At 62.6% G+C, this 15,179-nt stretch carries 13 protein-coding genes and 3 pseudogenes; 7 read left to right on the plus strand and 9 right to left on the minus strand.

Features of this window, described 5'->3' with window-relative positions:
* Positions 1-23: 23 nt before the first annotated feature.
* A complete protein-coding gene (locus K3555_RS24275) occupies positions 24-1,175 on the plus strand; it encodes a site-2 protease family protein (protein WP_260009310.1) in 1,152 nt (383 codons plus the stop codon).
* Positions 1,176-1,179: 4 nt separating this feature from the next.
* A complete protein-coding gene (locus tag K3555_RS24280; protein ID WP_260009312.1) occupies positions 1,180-1,755 on the plus strand; it encodes an NAD(P)H-dependent oxidoreductase in 576 nt (191 codons plus the stop codon).
* 19 nt (positions 1,756-1,774) lie between these two features.
* Here the strand turns inward: K3555_RS24280 and K3555_RS24285 are convergent, their stop codons facing one another.
* From K3555_RS24285 to K3555_RS24300, 4 genes are all read right to left on the minus strand, one after another.
* Positions 1,775-2,212 carry a host attachment protein gene (locus K3555_RS24285; RefSeq protein WP_260009314.1) on the minus strand — a complete coding sequence of 146 codons (438 nt, stop codon included), beginning with the start codon at positions 2,210-2,212 and terminating at the stop codon, positions 1,775-1,777.
* Entirely contained in the window at positions 2,209-3,042 is an 834-nt protein-coding gene (locus K3555_RS24290) for a formate/nitrite transporter family protein (RefSeq protein WP_260009316.1), read from the minus strand. The genes K3555_RS24285 and K3555_RS24290 overlap by 4 nt, the downstream gene beginning before the upstream one ends.
* 63 nt (positions 3,043-3,105) lie before the next feature.
* The gene (locus K3555_RS24295; RefSeq protein WP_260009318.1) at positions 3,106-3,951 is read right to left on the minus strand and encodes a universal stress protein; all 846 of its coding nucleotides are present in this window, start codon (positions 3,949-3,951) and stop codon (positions 3,106-3,108) included.
* 151 nt (positions 3,952-4,102) lie between these two features.
* Positions 4,103-4,537, minus strand: coding sequence for a DUF4405 domain-containing protein (locus K3555_RS24300; protein ID WP_260009320.1), 435 nt, complete (start codon positions 4,535-4,537; stop codon positions 4,103-4,105).
* Positions 4,538-4,696: 159 nt separating this feature from the next.
* Between K3555_RS24300 and K3555_RS24305 the strand changes: the two genes are divergently transcribed.
* Positions 4,697-6,223 carry a bifunctional aminoglycoside phosphotransferase/ATP-binding protein gene (locus tag K3555_RS24305; RefSeq protein ID WP_260009322.1) on the plus strand — a complete coding sequence of 509 codons (1,527 nt, stop codon included), beginning with the start codon at positions 4,697-4,699 and terminating at the stop codon, positions 6,221-6,223.
* A 110-nt stretch (positions 6,224-6,333) separates the two neighbouring features.
* A complete protein-coding gene (locus K3555_RS24310) occupies positions 6,334-6,741 on the plus strand; it encodes a universal stress protein (protein WP_260009324.1) in 408 nt (135 codons plus the stop codon).
* Here the strand turns inward: K3555_RS24310 and K3555_RS24315 are convergent.
* The 3 genes from K3555_RS24315 to K3555_RS24325 are packed head-to-tail and all read right to left on the minus strand — an operon-like array spanning position 6,738 to position 11,545.
* Positions 6,738-7,862, minus strand: a complete 1,125-nt coding sequence (locus tag K3555_RS24315) for an ABC transporter permease (protein WP_260009326.1) — start codon at positions 7,860-7,862, stop codon at positions 6,738-6,740. The genes K3555_RS24310 and K3555_RS24315 overlap by 4 nt on opposite strands.
* Positions 7,863-10,553, minus strand: coding sequence for a ribosome-associated ATPase/putative transporter RbbA (gene rbbA, locus K3555_RS24320; RefSeq protein ID WP_260009328.1), 2,691 nt, complete (start codon positions 10,551-10,553; stop codon positions 7,863-7,865).
* On the minus strand, positions 10,550-11,545 hold the full coding sequence (locus K3555_RS24325; RefSeq protein WP_260009331.1) for an HlyD family secretion protein: 996 nt from the start codon (positions 11,543-11,545) through the stop codon (positions 10,550-10,552). Before K3555_RS24325 ends, rbbA begins: the two co-directional genes overlap by 4 nt.
* Before the next feature lie 174 nt (positions 11,546-11,719).
* Between K3555_RS24325 and K3555_RS24330 the strand changes: the two genes are divergently transcribed.
* Together K3555_RS24330 and K3555_RS24335 are read left to right on the plus strand one after the other, a co-directional pair.
* The gene (locus K3555_RS24330) at positions 11,720-12,139 is read left to right on the plus strand and encodes a cytochrome c (protein WP_260009333.1); all 420 of its coding nucleotides are present in this window, start codon (positions 11,720-11,722) and stop codon (positions 12,137-12,139) included.
* A 96-nt stretch (positions 12,140-12,235) separates the two neighbouring features.
* Positions 12,236-12,682: a universal stress protein gene (locus K3555_RS24335; protein WP_260009334.1), complete on the plus strand. Its 447-nt coding sequence runs from the start codon at positions 12,236-12,238 to the stop codon at positions 12,680-12,682.
* Positions 12,683-12,794: 112 nt separating this feature from the next.
* Here the strand turns inward: K3555_RS24335 and K3555_RS24340 are convergent.
* Together K3555_RS24340 and K3555_RS24345 are read right to left on the minus strand one after the other, a co-directional pair.
* A pseudogene (locus K3555_RS24340) lies at positions 12,795-13,004 on the minus strand (transposase); the annotation flags it as partial.
* A pseudogene (locus K3555_RS24345) lies at positions 12,978-13,413 on the minus strand (transposase); the annotation flags it as partial. The pseudogenes K3555_RS24345 and K3555_RS24340, both read right to left, overlap by 27 nt.
* A gap of 305 nt (positions 13,414-13,718) precedes the next feature.
* On the opposite strand from K3555_RS24345, the pseudogene K3555_RS24355 reads away from it, so the two are divergent.
* Positions 13,719-15,175: pseudogene (locus tag K3555_RS24355) on the plus strand (catalase).
* Positions 15,176-15,179 lie beyond the last annotated feature (4 nt).

Below are 15,179 nucleotides of genomic sequence, written 5' to 3' on the forward strand. Positions count from 1 at the left end.
AGCTGATGACCGGAGGGACGCCGATGTTTTCAAATGCCATCAAGATCGCCACCCTGCAGGGGTTTGACATCCGCATCGATCCGAGCTGGGCGCTGATTGCCGCGCTGATCACCTGGAGCCTGTCGGCGCAGTACTTTCCGATGGTTTATCCCGGTGCCGGCGGCAGCGTCTATTTCACCCTGGCGCTGTTGGCGATGCTGGGCTTTTTCGGCTCGCTGATTCTGCACGAGATGTCCCATTCGGTGGTGGCCCGCCGCTTTGGGTTAGAGATCAAGGGGATCACCCTGTTCATCTTCGGCGGGGTTGCCGAGCTGGGATCGGAGCCGAAGACCGCCGCCAGCGAGTTCTGGATTGCGATTGCCGGCCCTTTGATGAGCTTTGCGCTGGCCTTTGGCTTTTGGCTGCTGGCGCAGATCGGCGGGTGGCTTGCGCCGGGGATGGCGCTGAACCCTGTGCTGGACTACCTGGCGCTGATCAACTTGGTGCTGGCGGTATTCAACCTGCTGCCGGCCTTTCCACTGGATGGCGGACGGATCTTTAGGGCCTATCTCTGGAGCCGCAGCCGCGATCTGCTGCGGGCCACGGCCACCGCCACCCGGATCAGCAGCTATTTTGCCTATGCGCTGATCATCTTTGGTGTTGTCGGGCTGTTTTCCGGCAACCCGGTTGCTTCCCTCTGGCAGGTGCTGATCGGGGTGTTTGTGCTGGCGGCGGCCAAGGGCACCTATGCCCGCCAGCTGCAGGAGGCTGCGTTTAAGGGCAAGACGGTTGCCGCCCTGATGAAACGCGGTGCGGTCACGGTGCTGCCGGAGGTGAGCCTGCAATACCTTGCGGATCAGGTGATGCTGAACGAGCGCAAGAGCTTTGTCCCAGTGGTGCTGGGCGACGTGCTGCTGGGCTACGCCGATACCGGCCTGCTGGCGCAGACCCCGCGGGCGGAGTGGGCGGCAACCCATGTCGGCGACGTCTATGTGCCGGCGGATGCGGACAATACGGTCAGCCCGGAAATGCCTGCCTCAGAGCTGATGGCAAAGATTTCGGCCACTGGGCGGCGCAAGTTTCTGGTGGCAGAGGACCGCCAGCTGATGGGGGTTGTCACCCTGTCCGACCTGACAGGCTATCTGGCGGTGCTGCAGGAGATCAGGCTGCCGGACAGCCGGAAAGAGCGGAGCTGAGAGGATGAAACGGATACTGATCGTGCAGGGGCACCCTGACAGTTCACAGCAGCATTTCTGCCACGCGCTGGCGCAGAGCTATGCGGAGGCAGCGATGCAGGCCGGCCATCAGGCGGACGTCATCAATGCTGCAGACAGCGGTGTCACCTTTCTGCGTTCCCGCGCAGAATGGGACAGCAGCCTGCCCGCATACGCCGGGGAGGCGCAGCAGGCGATTGCCGCCGCAGACCATATCGTTTTCATCTATCCGCTGTGGCTGGGCAGCATGCCGGCGCTGCTCAAGGCCTGGCTGGAGCAGGTGTTCCGGGAAGGTTTTGCCTTCAGCACGGGCAAACGCGGCTGGCATCCCAGGCTGAAGGGGAAATCAGCGCGTGTCATTGTTACGATGGGGATGCCCGCCGTTGCCTATAAATGGTTCTTCCTGGCGCATTCGCTGCGCAGCTTTGAACGCAACATCCTGAAGTTCTGCGGGATCAGGCCGGTAAGATGGTCGGTGTTCGGTATGGTCGAGGACACCAATTCAAACAGGCGCCGGAAATACCTGGCGGAAACCGCCCGAAACGGGGCAGCGGCGTGCTAAGGTCAGGCGCCCGGTCTGGTCAGGCCGCGATGATGTCCTTCAGGTGGCCGGCGATGTCGTCCAGTCCGGCATGGGTCAGATCCTTATCAGCCTCGCCGATCACCTTGGATTTCAATGCGTCCGGCAAGGCCGCCCGCAGCTGGCCCAGCATATGCGGTGCAGCCGTCAGGATCAGCTGGTCGAATGCTTCCGCGGCATGCTTTTTTTCCAGATCTTTTACGATCAGGCGTGCAAAAACTGCCTCGGCAGTCTCTTTGGGATCGCTGGCTTCGAAGGTGGCCGCCCCATGCGCACCGCTGATCGGATGGCTGCCGGCGCGGTCGGCATTCTCCACCGCAGGCGGCGCTTGCAGTGTATGCCCGGCGGACGCAGTGAAGCCCTTGCTCGGCCCGTGGTTTTCTACGATGCGCGCGGTGCGGGCATTTGCCAGAACGGCCAGGGTGACAATTGGTTTCATGGGTTTTCTCCATTTGCAGAAGGTTGCTTGCATTCGCCCTGCGCCGGCTGCGACCAGCCTCCCAGGAAGGCAAACCAGTATGCCAGGGCAACCCCGCCCGCGCCGCCGGCAATATTGCCCAGGGTGACCCAAAACAGGTTGGCGGCAGCGGCGCTGGCCGGGACATCAGCCCCGGCGGCCCAGCCTTGCGGGAAGAAGTACATGTTGGCGATTGAGTGCTCGAGGCCCAGCAGCACAAAGACAGTGACCGGCCACAGCACGGCCAGGATTTTCCCGGCTGCTGAGCGGGCAGCGAAGGACAGCCAGACGGCCAGGCAGACCAGGGCGTTGCACAGGGCGCCGCGGACAAATGCCTCAAACGGGGTCAGCCCGGCTTTTGCACCGGCAATACCTGCCGCGGTTTCTCCCATCTGGCCGTCCAGCAGCCCGGTTAGGGCAAAAGCGGCTGCCAAGCCGGCTGCACCAGCCAGGTTGCCGGCGTAGACGATGCCCCAACTGCGCAAGAGCAGGCGCAGCGGGATCTTGCGGTCCACTGCGGCGATCACCATCAGCACATTGCCGGTGAACAGCTCAGCCCCGGCAAGGACAACCAGGATCAGGCCAAGGGAGAACACCGCGCCGCCCAGCACCCGAGCCGGCCCGCCTGAGGTCTCCGCGCCTGTCAGGGTCATCGTATAGGCGGCGGCACCAAAGCCGATGAAAGCGCCTGCCAGCATGGCAAGAACGAACATCTGCGGCAGTGGCAGCCTGGCCTTGGCTGTGCCGGCGGTTTCGACAAGCTCCGCAATTTTGACTGGCTTATGTGCATCAAACGGGGCCGGATTGTTCATACGGCAACTCCAGTAATTGAAATAGATAGAAGGAGTGCTGACCTTCATCCCCTAGGCATTGGGCTAATGTGCAAACAGTACTGGAATGTCCGTCTGTTCAATCATCGTCCTGGTCGTGCCGCCAAAGACCGCCTCTCGCATTCGGGATTGGCCGTAGGCTCCCATGACCACAAGGCCGGCCCCGGCTTCGCGGGCGCGGTCCTGTATGCAGCGACCGACCTCTTGCCCACCGGTGGGATATTGTGAAACGGTGACGTTGCAACCGTGATGGCTGAGCCAAGCTGCAACATCGGTACCTGGGTCCTCTCCGTCTCTTCCACCAGTCATGTCGGGATCGAAACAACCGATCACGACCTCTTTGGACGTGAGGAAATAGGACAGCGCCGCATGGGCCGCGCAGGACGCCGCATAGCCGCTGTTCCAGGCCAAGAAAATACGGTCATGCAATGCAAAAGGCGTGCCATTCGTCATTATCCCAATGGGAGACCGAAACAGCACCCCGTGCACAGCCTCGCGGAAGACTTTGCCGCTTTCTCTAAGCCCCGTTGCCGCTTCGGCAATGTCGCAGGTACTGGCGCGCCGCGCTGCAATCCGCTTGATTTCTGCAATAGGGCATACCGAGTATTGAACATCGCCCGCGCAGTTGCTGCGGGCAAGCAGGGCTTCGACTTCTGCGGCGCGGGCCTCCGCCGCTTCTCTAGTTTTTTGAAGCAGCTCTAGCCAGTCGCTCGGCACGACCAATGCACGGTAATCTGATGCACCGAAGGCGAAACCAGGCTGCCCTGGCAGCGCATCCAGCAGCAGGCACGCCAAATGAGCCTTCTGTTCCCTTGCGGCCTCGGCGGCTCTGGTGATGGCCGTGTCGCTGGTGTTCTTGCTGAGCACAAAAAGAGAGGTTCTGTGTTGCATGGCGGGCCTCCGGTTCATGGATTGCGGCCTGCAGAAGTGCACGCTGCGTTGATCAGTAGATCAGCTCTGCAGGAGGATGCCATGATCCTGATCAATCCGGCGTAAAGGACATCCTCTTGTGGCGCAGCAGGCCGACAGTCGCCATCACGCTTTACCAGATCCAAAACTCATGCTTAAAGAGCTCGTTGAGATCGAGCAGCCAACTTGCCGGAGGCAGCTGAAGAAGTGCCAAAGCGACAACGCCAGCAACCGCTGTAAGCGCTATCAGCGCTTCGATCCGATGACCTTGCGGCGACATCTTGCTGCCGAGGAAGAGCTTTTTGAACACATGCATATGAAGCGCTGCATGCCAAAGGGAAAAGGCAATAAACAGCACCGCCAGGACAATATGGAGATCGCTCCAGTCCTGCCTGCCCAGTCCCAGCGCATCCCAATCCATCTCTTTGGAAATCTTACCTTTGGGTGCAAAGAAAAGGATACTTCCGCTGAGAAGAATGGCCGCAAATGAGAAGGTTACGCCAAAAACGGCCAGGGCTCTGCTTGTCAGCCCGGCTTTTGACCGGGTTTGGGCTTCGGTGTTGGTCATTTTGCTACCTCCAGTCAGGATAGGTTGAGCCTACCCGGCTGCAAGCACACGTGCATTGATCCAGACATGGGTTTGGCGCGCAAGCGCAGCACTGGCTGGTTTGACTTCACTCAAGGCGGGCACAAAGTGCCTCTGGTACGCTGCGCCAGAGGAAAAACAATGCATACGGATGAAAACCAGCAGGTTGAAGTGGTGGCCTTTCTGAGCGATCCGTCAGCCTATGGTATTGACGCACCGGTCGAGGTGATCACGACCCATTCCGCGCATGTGTTCCTGATCGGCGGCCTAGCGTTCAAGATCAAGCGGGCGGTGCGCTACAGCTACCTGGACTTTTCCACGCTGCAGGCCCGCAAGGACGTGCTGGTGCGTGAGCTTGCCCTTAACGCTCCGGCGGCACCTGAGATCTATGACAGGGTGGTTGCAGTCACCCGCGAGGCGGGGGGCCGCCTGGCGCTTGAGGGCAAGGGACCTGCTGTCGAATACGCTCTGCGGATGCACCGGTTCGCGCGGGAGGCCGAGATGAGCGTAATTGCCGATGCCGGCGGTTTGACGGTTGATCTGGCCCGGCAGCTCGGCACCGCAGTTGCCGCCTACCACAGAGATGCCGAAAAGCGCAGCGCGGATGGGGCTGCCCTGATCGGAGAGATTATCGAGGAGTTACGGGAGGCCCTTGGCGGCATGGGGGAAGTGCTGGGCTGCGAACGGGTGGCGTCGTTTCTTGATGCGGCCGGAAAGACCATTGGCGAGACCGCGCAGCTTCTCAGAAAACGCGCAGCGGCAGGCTTTGTGCGCAGATGTCACGGCGATCTACATTTGCGGAACCTCGTGCTGATCAATTGCAAGGCAGTACCGTTTGACGCGCTGGAGTTCGATGAGAGGCTGGGGACCTGCGATGTCTTCTATGATTTCGGCTTCCTGCTGATGGATCTGCTGCACCGGAGGGCGCGGGATCAGGCCAATGCAGCGCTGAACAGCTATCTGCAGGATACCGGGGATTTCGAAGGGCTGGCTGCACTGCCGCTGTTCATGGCGTTGCGCGCGGCAATCCGGGCGATGGTTACGGTGCAGGGCATGGCGGGAGACGGTTCTGAAAAGGCCGCGCGGGAGGCGCAACAATACCTTAAGCTGGCGGCGGCCTGCCTGGCGCCGGCGCCGCCGCGGCTGGTGGCTGTGGGCGGGCTGTCGGGCACCGGCAAGACCACGGTTGCGGCGCGGGTGGCGCCATTGCTGGTGCCGCCACCCGGCGCGGTCCACCTGCGCAGCGACGTGGAGCGCAAGGCGCTGTTCGGGGCCAATCCGCTGGCGCATCTGCCGGCCGAAGGCTACCGCCCGGAGGTGACCGCGAAGGTTTATGCCCGGCTGTTGGACCGGGCAGAGGCGGCCCTGCGGTCAAGGCACAGCGTTGTCGTGGATGCCACTTTCCTTGCGGCGGAAGACCGGGATGCGGTGCGGGCGCTGGCGGCTCGGCTGCAGACACCGTTCGACGGGATCTGGCTGCATGGTGACCCCGCCGAATTGGAGCGGCGTATCGCCGCCCGCACTAATGATGCCTCGGATGCGGACGCGGATGTGCTGCACGCTCAGCTGAAGCGCGGCGCGGATCCTGCGGACTGGACCCGGATCAGCTGCGGCGGCGCCGAGGATGAGGTGGCCAAGCGGGTAAAGGCCGCTCTGCAGCCGGAGTGATCCTGTCCCGCCCTGCGCAGAGGCAGGCGTATTGTCAGGGCGGATAACCTCAATCAATGCAGGCCGGAAGCCGCGGGCTTAACGTTGAGCAACATCTGAGGAGGAACACCATGTACAAGAATTTTCTGGTTCCCATTGCCCCGGATCACGGCGCCGACAGCGCCAGCGCCCTGCAGGCTGCCCGCCTGCTAGCGGACAGCGATGCCAGGATCACCGCGCTGACCGTGGCTGATGAAATCCCCGGCTATGTGATTCAACAGCTGCCGGAGGGGCTGCTGGAAGGCACCCGCGCAGAGATGCTGGCAGAGCTGAAGGCGGATCTGGGCAGGGTGACGGACGTCAAGGCGGATGTGGTCACCGGCCATGCCGGGCGCACGGTCACCGATTACGCCGATGCACATGGCGCGGATTGCATCGTCATCGCGTCGCACCGGCCCGGGTTGCAGGACTATTTCCTGGGCTCGACGGCAGCGCGGGTGGTGCGCCATGCCAAATGCACCGTGATTGTGATTCGCTAGCCGTCCTGCGCCACGGAGCGGCGGAACAGCACCAGGCTGGCCGCCAGCAGGGCCGCACCAAGCAATGCCATCCACAGGAATTCCTGCCAGACGGTCTGGAACCCCGCGCCCTTGAAGGCAATGGCCTGGCTGGCGGACATGTAATGGCGCGAGGGCAGCAGGGTGGTGGCGGCCTGCAGCCAGGCGGGCTGGTTTTCCACCGGGGTTTCGCCGCCCGACAGCATCAGCATCGGCAGGATGGTCAGCATCACCAGAAGCGCAAACTGTGCCATGGAGCGGGCAACCGTCGCCAGGAACACCCCCAGCGCGGTGGCGGTGAACAGGAACAATGCGGTGCCGCCGAGAAACAACAGCGTGGAGCCTGCAATGGTGATGTCCAGCACCCCCTGCATCACAAACCCCAGCGACAGCGCCGCCGCAACCAGCACCACCGCGGCGTTGGCCCAGATCTTGGCCGCGGCGATGTCAAAGGGCGACAGCGGCATCGCCAGAAGATGCTCGATGGTGCCGTGCTCGCGCTCGCGGATCATTGCGGCGCCGGTCAGGATCGTGGTCAGCCACATGATCTGGCCGATCAGTGCGTTGATGCCGGCAAAGCGCACGGTGTCGCGGTTCGGGTTGAAGGCGCTGCGGATGATGATCTCCAGGGCTTGCGGCGCGGCGAGGCCGGCGCCGACCGCAAAGCGGCGGATCTCGGTGCTGAGGATACTTGTGATGTAGCTGGCGCCGATGCCTGCCTGTTCCATCGCGGTGGCGTCTATCAGCACCTGGATTTCCGGCACCCGGCCCGCGCGGACGTCCTTTTCAAACCCCGGCGGCACGGCGACCACAAACAGGAAGTGGCCCGCATCCATCCGGGCGGCGCCGGTGCCGGGCTCAACCTGAACCACCGGCTGGAACTCCGGCGGGAAAAACGCGGCGGCCAGCGTGCGCGACAGGGGGGAGTTGTCCTCATCCGCAAAGGCGATGGAGGCGTTGTTGACCGAAGTTGCCACCCCGGTCGCCTCCATCACCGGCGCCAGGGTGAAGGACCAGACCAGCAGCGCCATCATCACCCAGTCGCGGCGCAGGCTCATCATCTCCTTGAGGCCGAGCCAGAATATGCGGGACAGGCGCTGCATCTACTTCGCCTGCGCCCTGAGCGCAAGCGCGGCCAGCAGCGTGAACACCGGGCCGAAACAGGCCAGCGCCAGAATGTCCGGCATCAGCGCCTCCCAGCCCAGGCCCTTGGTGAAAGCGCCGACGTTCAGATGCAGGAAATAGGACGACGGCCACAGCGATCCGATGGTCCGGGCGCCGCCCTCCAGTGTCGAGACCGGCTGCAGCAGGCCGGAGAACTGGATCGTCGGCACCACCGAAGCGATGGTGGTTGCAAAGGTGGCCGCCACCTGGCTGGAGGTCATGGTGGCAATCAGCAGCCCGTAGGACGTGGCGGCCCAGACATAGAGCAGCGCGCCCAGTGCCAGCGGCAGCGGGTCGCCCTTGAGCGGCACCCCGAAGACCACGATGGTCATCGCCGCGAGCAGCAGGAAGTTCGCATAAGCAATCACGATATAGGGGATCTGCTTGCCGATCAGGAACTCCAGCCGGGTGGTTGGCGTCACGTAGAAATTGGTGATCGAACCCAGCTCCTTTTCCCGCGCGACGCTGACCGCCATCAGCACCGCGGGCAGCATGATCAGCAGAATTGCGGGCATCGCAGGCGCCATGGCGGCGATGCTCTCGAAGCTCTGGTTATAGCGGAATCGCGGCTCTATGCGGGCAATCTCACCCTGGCGGGTGCCGGTGGCGGCGGCCTCGGCGCTCAGGAAGGTCTGATGCAGCCCGGCGGCATAGCCCTCCACCGTTTCGCCCTTGAAGGGGATGGCGCCATCGACGATGGCCAGCACCTCCGACAGTTCACCGGCGCGCAGCTTGCGGCCAAAATCGGGGGGCAGCTCAACCACCAGAGAAACCTCGCCCGAGACCAGCCGGTTGCGGCCCTCTGCGGCGCTTGACAGAGGCGGCGTGGACCGGAAGTAGCGGGAGCCGGAAACCTCCGCCAGATAGGCGCGGCTTTCGGGACTTTGCGACAGGTCCAGGGCAGCATAATCCAGCTCGTCGATATCGAGCGAAATGCCGAAACAGAACACCAGCATCAGGATTACGGAACCGAGGAAGGCAAAGGCGAGGCGCACCGGGTCGCGCAGCACCTCCACCGTTTCGCGCCGCGCATAGGCCAGCGCGCGGGTGAAACCGCCCGCCGCGCTGGCCCTTGCCTGAATCGCGGTTTCCGGAGCGGAGACCGGGGTAGGGGGGGCGGCGGCCTTGAGGATGGAGACAAAAGCCTGTTCCAGCGTGTCCACAGCCTGCGATTCCATCAGCGCCTTGGGTGTGCCTTCGGCCAGCACCTTGCCCGCGTGCATGAAGGAAACCCGGTCGCAACGTTCGGCCTCGCCCATGAAATGGGTGGAGACGAATATCGTCACGCCCTCGTTGCGGGACAGGTCGAGGAGCAGCACCCAGAACATGTCCCGCGCCTCAGGATCGACGCCGGAGGTCGGCTCGTCCAGGATCAGCACCCGCGGGCGGTGGATCAGCGCAACCGCCAGCGACAGGCGCTGCTTGATGCCAAGGGGCAGGGCGGCGGCGAGGGAGGTGCTGTGCGCCGCAAGGCCGAAGCGCTGCGTCAGTTCGGCGACCCGGGCCGCGCGGTCCCTGATCCCGAAAATGCGGGCGTGGAGCTGCAGGTTCTGCTCAACGGTCAGTTCGCCATAAAGCGAGAACGCCTGGCTCATATAGCCGGTCTCGTGCCGCATGGCGCGGTTCCTGGCATCCACCGGCCTGCCGAACAGCTGGGCCTCGCCGGAGCTGATGGGCAAGAGGCCCGTGAGCATTTTCATGGTTGTCGACTTGCCGCAGCCGTTGGAGCCGAGAAAGCCATAGATTTCACCGCGGGCAATGCTGAAATCGACGCTATCCACCGCAACGAAATCGCCAAAGCGGCGGGTGAGGCCGCGGGCAGTGATGACCGGCTCGCCGCTGTGCGCAGCCGGGGCAGGGTGCGGAAGCGGCGGCGGTTGCCCGTTTGCCCGCAGTTGGCGGTAAGCGGTTTCCAGATCGCCGGTCTGGCGGCTGAGGTCATCCGGCGGGCCCTGGTACAGCACCCGGCCCGCATCCATGGCGACGATCCAGTCGAAACTTTGCGCCTCCTCCATGTAAGCGGTGGAAACCAGCACGGTAAGGCCGGGGCTTTGCTCCCGGATGGCGCCGATCAGCGCCCAGAACTGGCGGCGCGACAGCGGGTCAATGCCGGTGGTCGGCTCGTCCAGCACCAGCAGTTTGGGGTCGTGGATCAGGGCACAGCAGAGGCCCAGCTTCTGCTTCATGCCGCCCGACAGCTTGCCCATCAGCCGGTCCGCAAAAGGCGACAGCCCCGTGGCTGCGAGGAGCGATGCAATCCGCGCCTCGCGCTCTGCCGCGCCCTGGCCGAACAGACGCGAGAAGAATTCGAGGTTTTCACGCACGGACAGTTCGGGATAAAGGTTGCGGCCCAGCCCCTGCGGCATGAAGGCAATGGCGGGGCAGATGCGATGGCGGTGCGCGGCATTGCCGATGGGGCCGCCAAGGACATCTATGGTGCCGGCCTGCAGCTTCTTTACACCGGTGATCAGGCCCAGAAGAGTCGACTTGCCGACCCCGTCCGGGCCGATGAAGCCCACCAGCCGGCCCGGCGGCAGGTCCAGCGACAGCGCGTCCAGCGCAATGTGCTTGAGGTAGCGGTGAGTGACGCCCGCGGCGCGTATGCCGGCATTGCCTGCGGCGGCACTCATTCGAACAGCTCAGGCGGGATGCGCCGCTCCAGCGGTTCAGGCCACTCACGGGCCGGGTCGAGCCGGATCACGGCGATGCCGCGCAGGCCGGTTTTCACATGTTCGATCCGCGCCGCCACCAGATCCTGCGGGATGCGGACGCGGACGCGGAACACCAGCTGCTCGCGCTCGCTGAGGGTCTCGACCTGCTTGGGGGTGAACTGGGCCTCTGGCGAGACAAAAGTGACGGTGGCGGGAATGGCGTAATCGGGCAGGGCGTCCAGCACGATGCGGGCCTCGGCCCCGATCGGCAGAAGGCCGGCCTCGCGGGCGGGCAGGAACACCTCCATGTAGATGTTTTCAAGGCTCAGGAGCGTCAGGATCGGGCCGCCGGCGCCGACCACCTCACCCGGTTCCGCGAGCCGGTACAAGACGCGGCCCGGCACCGGCGCGGTGAGGGTGCTGTCCTCGATCTGCGCGGCGATCCGCCGGACCTCTGCCTCAGCCGCCGCAATCCCGGCGTCCGCTGTGGCCACCCGCGCCTTGGCCGCGCCCAGCACCGCCTCGGCGACCTGATGGGCGGTGTCGCGTTCTTCAAACAGGGTTTCGGAAATGTTGTGCCCGGCCAGGAGGGCGGTGGCGCGGTCCAGCTCATGCTCCGCGCGGCGGTGCTCGCTCTGGCGCTGGACAACCAGCGCTTCCGCCTCGGCTTTGGTCTGGCGCGCCAGCGCAGCTTCGGCCCTGGCCCGGTCATGCGCCGCCGACAGCTCATCGGTGTCCATTTCCACCAGGATGCCGCCGGATGCCACCAGGCTGCCCTCGGCGGCCAGCACCTTGGCCACACGGGCCGCCCGTGCGGGGGCGATCTCAACCTGTTCAGCCTCGATCCGGCCGTTGCCCTGGACAAAGCCATCGGGCAGGCCCGCGCCGTTGTCCGCGACAAACAGATAGGCAGCGGCGGCCGCCAGCAGAACGGCCGCAGCGGACAGCAGCGCACCGGCAGTTTTGGTCATGGCAGCACCCTCCGTCCCGTTGCAGCACCTGCGGAGCCTAGACGGGTTCCGGTAAGGCTGCCTTGCTCTGTGTCAATCCTGCGCCACGCGATTGCCGCTATCATAACATCATCTGCGGCGGGCACCGGGTTCGGGCAGCGCGGCGCAGAGGGTCCGGAGCAAAGGAGAAAAGCAATGCTGATGCGGCTGGCAGCAACACTTGCACTTGCGGCAGGCCCGGCCTGGGCGCAGAGCCATGGCGTGGAGGAGGGGCGGGACCTGTTCCTGTTTTTCTGTGCCGAATGCCATGGCAAGGGCGCGGCGAGCCAGGGGCCGATGGCGGAATTGATGGCCTTGCAGCCGCCAGACCTTAGACAGTTGGCCGCACGCAACGGCGGCGCATTCCCCATTGAGGCCGTAGCCAAGCAGATTGACGGCCGCCAGCCAGTTGCCACCCATGGTGATATGCCGGTGTTCGGCCCCTCGCTGGACGAGGACCAGTATGTTGCCTTGGCGCTGCCCAGCGGCCAGCCGATGATGGTGCCCCGGCCGCTGAGCAATTTGATCAATTACCTGCAGTCGGTGCAAAACCATCCGACAGATACCGATGGATAGCCCCGCTGCTGCCCTTTGTTAATGCCGAATTCTCAATCTGCGGCACCAGGAGGCCTCATCGGCAGATCAACAGTTACCCGTTCATAGGAGGTGAAAATGTTTCAAAAGATAGTCGTTGGGCTGGATGGTTCCGAAGCCGCGGAAAACGCACTGCGAATGGCGTGTGATTTGGCTCAAAAATACGGTTCAGACGTTCACCTTGTGCATACGCCGCAACCTCAGACGGTTGCTTTCGCACTGGGGGCTGTCGCGGGTTATCACGCGGCCACGACAATGCCATCGGCAGAGGAAGTGCAGACCTCCGGAGAGAAGATCCTCAGCGCGGGACGCGCTGTTGCGGAATCCTGCAATCACGTCATTGCTGAAACGAATCTGGAAGCCGGTGAACCGGCCGACAATATCATCAACTGTGCAAATGCTTGCGGTGCTGATCTGATTGTTACAGGCCGCCGCGGATTGGGGTCACTTGGCGCTCTTGTTCAAGGAAGCACAACCCAGCGCGTCAATCACAAGGCGGAATGCGCCTGTTTGTCGGCAGTCTAGGGTTAAAGGAAAGCCCCATCGGTTCAGCCTGCAGCAGCGGCAGCCCGGCTTGCCCTGCAATGGCCCCTTCGCTCCGGCTAAATTACATAATTTCGCTTACGCGTTTTTTAGGTCATGTTGACAAATGTCGGAGCCAAAGGCGGATAGATGTGATGTCGATGAAGCCCAGGAAGCTTTCAGCAGTCTTGTCATAGCGGGTTGCGACACGCCGGGCATTCTTGAGTTTGTTGAAGCATCGCTCAACCATGTTGCGCAGCCGGTAAAGTCTGTGATCCACACCCACGCGCATCTTGCGGGTCTTGCGCATTGGAATTTGAGTGAGGATGTCGCGTTCATCTTTCTCGGACGCCGGGTATCTCATTCCTCGAACTCCCCAGCCCCGGCCATGCTTTTTTCAGCAAACGGTTTTCCAGGGTGAGGTCAGCCACGCAGTCCTTCAAAGCCAACGCCTCGGAGCGCAACTCCTTCACTTCAGGTGATGTCGCCTGACGCGCCGTATCGCCAGAAAGCCGCCGTTTCCCGGCTTCCAGGAATTCTTTCGACCAACTGTAATACAGGCTTTCAGAGATGCCCTCGCGGCGGCACAGCGCCGAAATGCTTTCCTCGCCACGCAGACCTGCCAAAACAATGCGGATCTTCTCTTCCGCAGAATAGGTCTGGCGGGTTTTGCGTCGGATGTTTTTGACAAGCTTGTCAGCGCTGTCCTTCGATGTTCCGGGCTTCTTATTCATCTGCGCTCCTTGAAAGCTACGATGAACCAGAACCACTCTGGTGTTCAAATCCTCAAATCTGTCCCAAAGGTGCTGACGGCAGACAGGTTGCGGGCTGGGACACCCAGCAAATCGAGGCGGCGCGGCCGAAATGCCCCTCTTCGGCGATGCTTTGAATGTACTCGAGATCCCGGAGCGAAAGACCGGCAACGGATGTGCGTCTAGCCATGGATCACCTCTGCTTATCGGTCGGATGATTTATATAAGTTGGAGTAGTTTGAAGGTTTCCGGTTGGGTGCTTCCGTACGCAAGTTCAGGAGAAAGACATGACCAGCAAACCCAAACTGACAACCGCGTTTGGTGCGCCTGTGCCCGACAATCAGAACATCCAGACAGCCGGTGCGCGCGGCCCGGCGCTGCTTCAGGATGTCTGGTTTCTGGAGAAGATGGCGCATTTTGACCGCGAAGTGATCCCGGAGCGCCGCATGCATGCCAAAGGCTCCGGTGCCTATGGAACATTCACCGTCACGCAGGACATCTCCAAGTACACCCGGGCCAGGCTGTTTTACGAAATTGGCAAGAAGACGGATCTGTTCCTGCGGTTTTCGACTGTTGCAGGCTAGCGCGGGGCGGCGGACGCAGAGCGGGACATCCGAGGCTTCGCCGTCAAATTCTACACCGAAGAAGGCAACTGGGATCTGGTTGGCAACAACACGCCGGTGTTCTTCCTGCGCGATCCGCTGAAGTTTCCAGATCTCAATCACGCCGTCAAACGCGATCCGCGCACCAATATGCGCAGCGCGGACAACAACTGGGACTTCTGGACCAGCCTGCCCGAAGCCTTGCACCAGGTCACAATCGTTATGTCTGACCGCGGCATCCCCGCCAGCTACCGGCATATGGACGGGTTCGGCAGCCACACCTACAGCTTTATCAATGCGGATAATGTGCGCTTTTGGGTCAAGTTCCACTTCAAGACGCAACAGGGTATCAAAAACCTGACGGATGAGGAGGCAGCCCAGATCATCGCAGGCGACCGCGAAAGCCATCAGCGTGATCTTTATGAAGCGATCGAGAACCGGAACTTTCCGAAATGGACGCTCTATGTCCAGATCATGCCTGAGAAGGAGGCAGGCGGGTATCACCTCAATCCGTTCGATCTGACCAAGGTGTGGCCGCTTGACGACTACCCTTTGATCGAGGTCGGCGAGCTTGAGCTGAACCGCAATCCGGAGAACTACTTTGCCGAAGTGGAACAGGCCGCGTTTGCCCCCTCCACTGTTGTTCTCGGGATCAGCTTTTCGCCTGACAAAATGCTGCAGGGGCGGCTGTTTTCCTATGGCGATACCCAGCGCTACCGGCTGGGGGTCAACCACTCTTCCATTCCGGTGAACGCACCCCGCTGCCCGTTCCATTCCTACCACCGCGACGGGGCGATGCGTGTTGACGGCAATGCGGGATCGCGGATCGGCTATGAGCCGAACACACTTGGCGAGTGGAGTGAACAGCCTGACTATTCGGAACCGCCTTTGTCGATCGAGGGCGCGGCGGATCACTGGAACCACCGGGTGGACGAGGACTATTTCTCGCAGCCGGGAGACCTGTTCCGGCTGATGTCGCCGGACCAGCAGCAAGTGCTGTTTGAAAACACAACCCGTCCCCCCTCGGCGGTGCCCGGGAAGATATTCAGCGCCGCCACATCGCGAACTGCCTGCAAGCTGATCCAGCCTACGGGGCCGGAGTTGCCAAGGCCCTTGGGCTGAGCGTCAGCTACGCGGCTTAGGTTT

It is taken from the genome of Leisingera sp. M527, from assembly GCF_025141525.1.
Taxonomy (GTDB): Bacteria; Pseudomonadota; Alphaproteobacteria; order Rhodobacterales; family Rhodobacteraceae; genus Leisingera.

Coding starts and splice junctions, on each gene's coding strand:
- K3555_RS24275 (WP_260009310.1), top strand. CDS start 24: ATGTTTTCAAATGCCATCAAGATCGCCACCCTGCAGGGGTTTGACATC.
- K3555_RS24280 (WP_260009312.1), top strand. CDS start 1,180: ATGAAACGGATACTGATCGTGCAGGGGCACCCTGACAGTTCACAGCAG.
- K3555_RS24285 (WP_260009314.1), bottom strand. CDS start 2,212: ATGAAACCAATTGTCACCCTGGCCGTTCTGGCAAATGCCCGCACCGCG.
- K3555_RS24290 (WP_260009316.1), bottom strand. CDS start 3,042: ATGAACAATCCGGCCCCGTTTGATGCACATAAGCCAGTCAAAATTGCG.
- K3555_RS24295 (WP_260009318.1), bottom strand. CDS start 3,951: ATGCAACACAGAACCTCTCTTTTTGTGCTCAGCAAGAACACCAGCGAC.
- K3555_RS24300 (WP_260009320.1), bottom strand. CDS start 4,537: ATGACCAACACCGAAGCCCAAACCCGGTCAAAAGCCGGGCTGACAAGC.
- K3555_RS24305 (WP_260009322.1), top strand. CDS start 4,697: ATGCATACGGATGAAAACCAGCAGGTTGAAGTGGTGGCCTTTCTGAGC.
- K3555_RS24310 (WP_260009324.1), top strand. CDS start 6,334: ATGTACAAGAATTTTCTGGTTCCCATTGCCCCGGATCACGGCGCCGAC.
- K3555_RS24315 (WP_260009326.1), bottom strand. CDS start 7,862: ATGCAGCGCCTGTCCCGCATATTCTGGCTCGGCCTCAAGGAGATGATG.
- rbbA (WP_260009328.1), bottom strand. CDS start 10,553: ATGAGTGCCGCCGCAGGCAATGCCGGCATACGCGCCGCGGGCGTCACT.
- K3555_RS24325 (WP_260009331.1), bottom strand. CDS start 11,545: ATGACCAAAACTGCCGGTGCGCTGCTGTCCGCTGCGGCCGTTCTGCTG.
- K3555_RS24330 (WP_260009333.1), top strand. CDS start 11,720: ATGCTGATGCGGCTGGCAGCAACACTTGCACTTGCGGCAGGCCCGGCC.
- K3555_RS24335 (WP_260009334.1), top strand. CDS start 12,236: ATGTTTCAAAAGATAGTCGTTGGGCTGGATGGTTCCGAAGCCGCGGAA.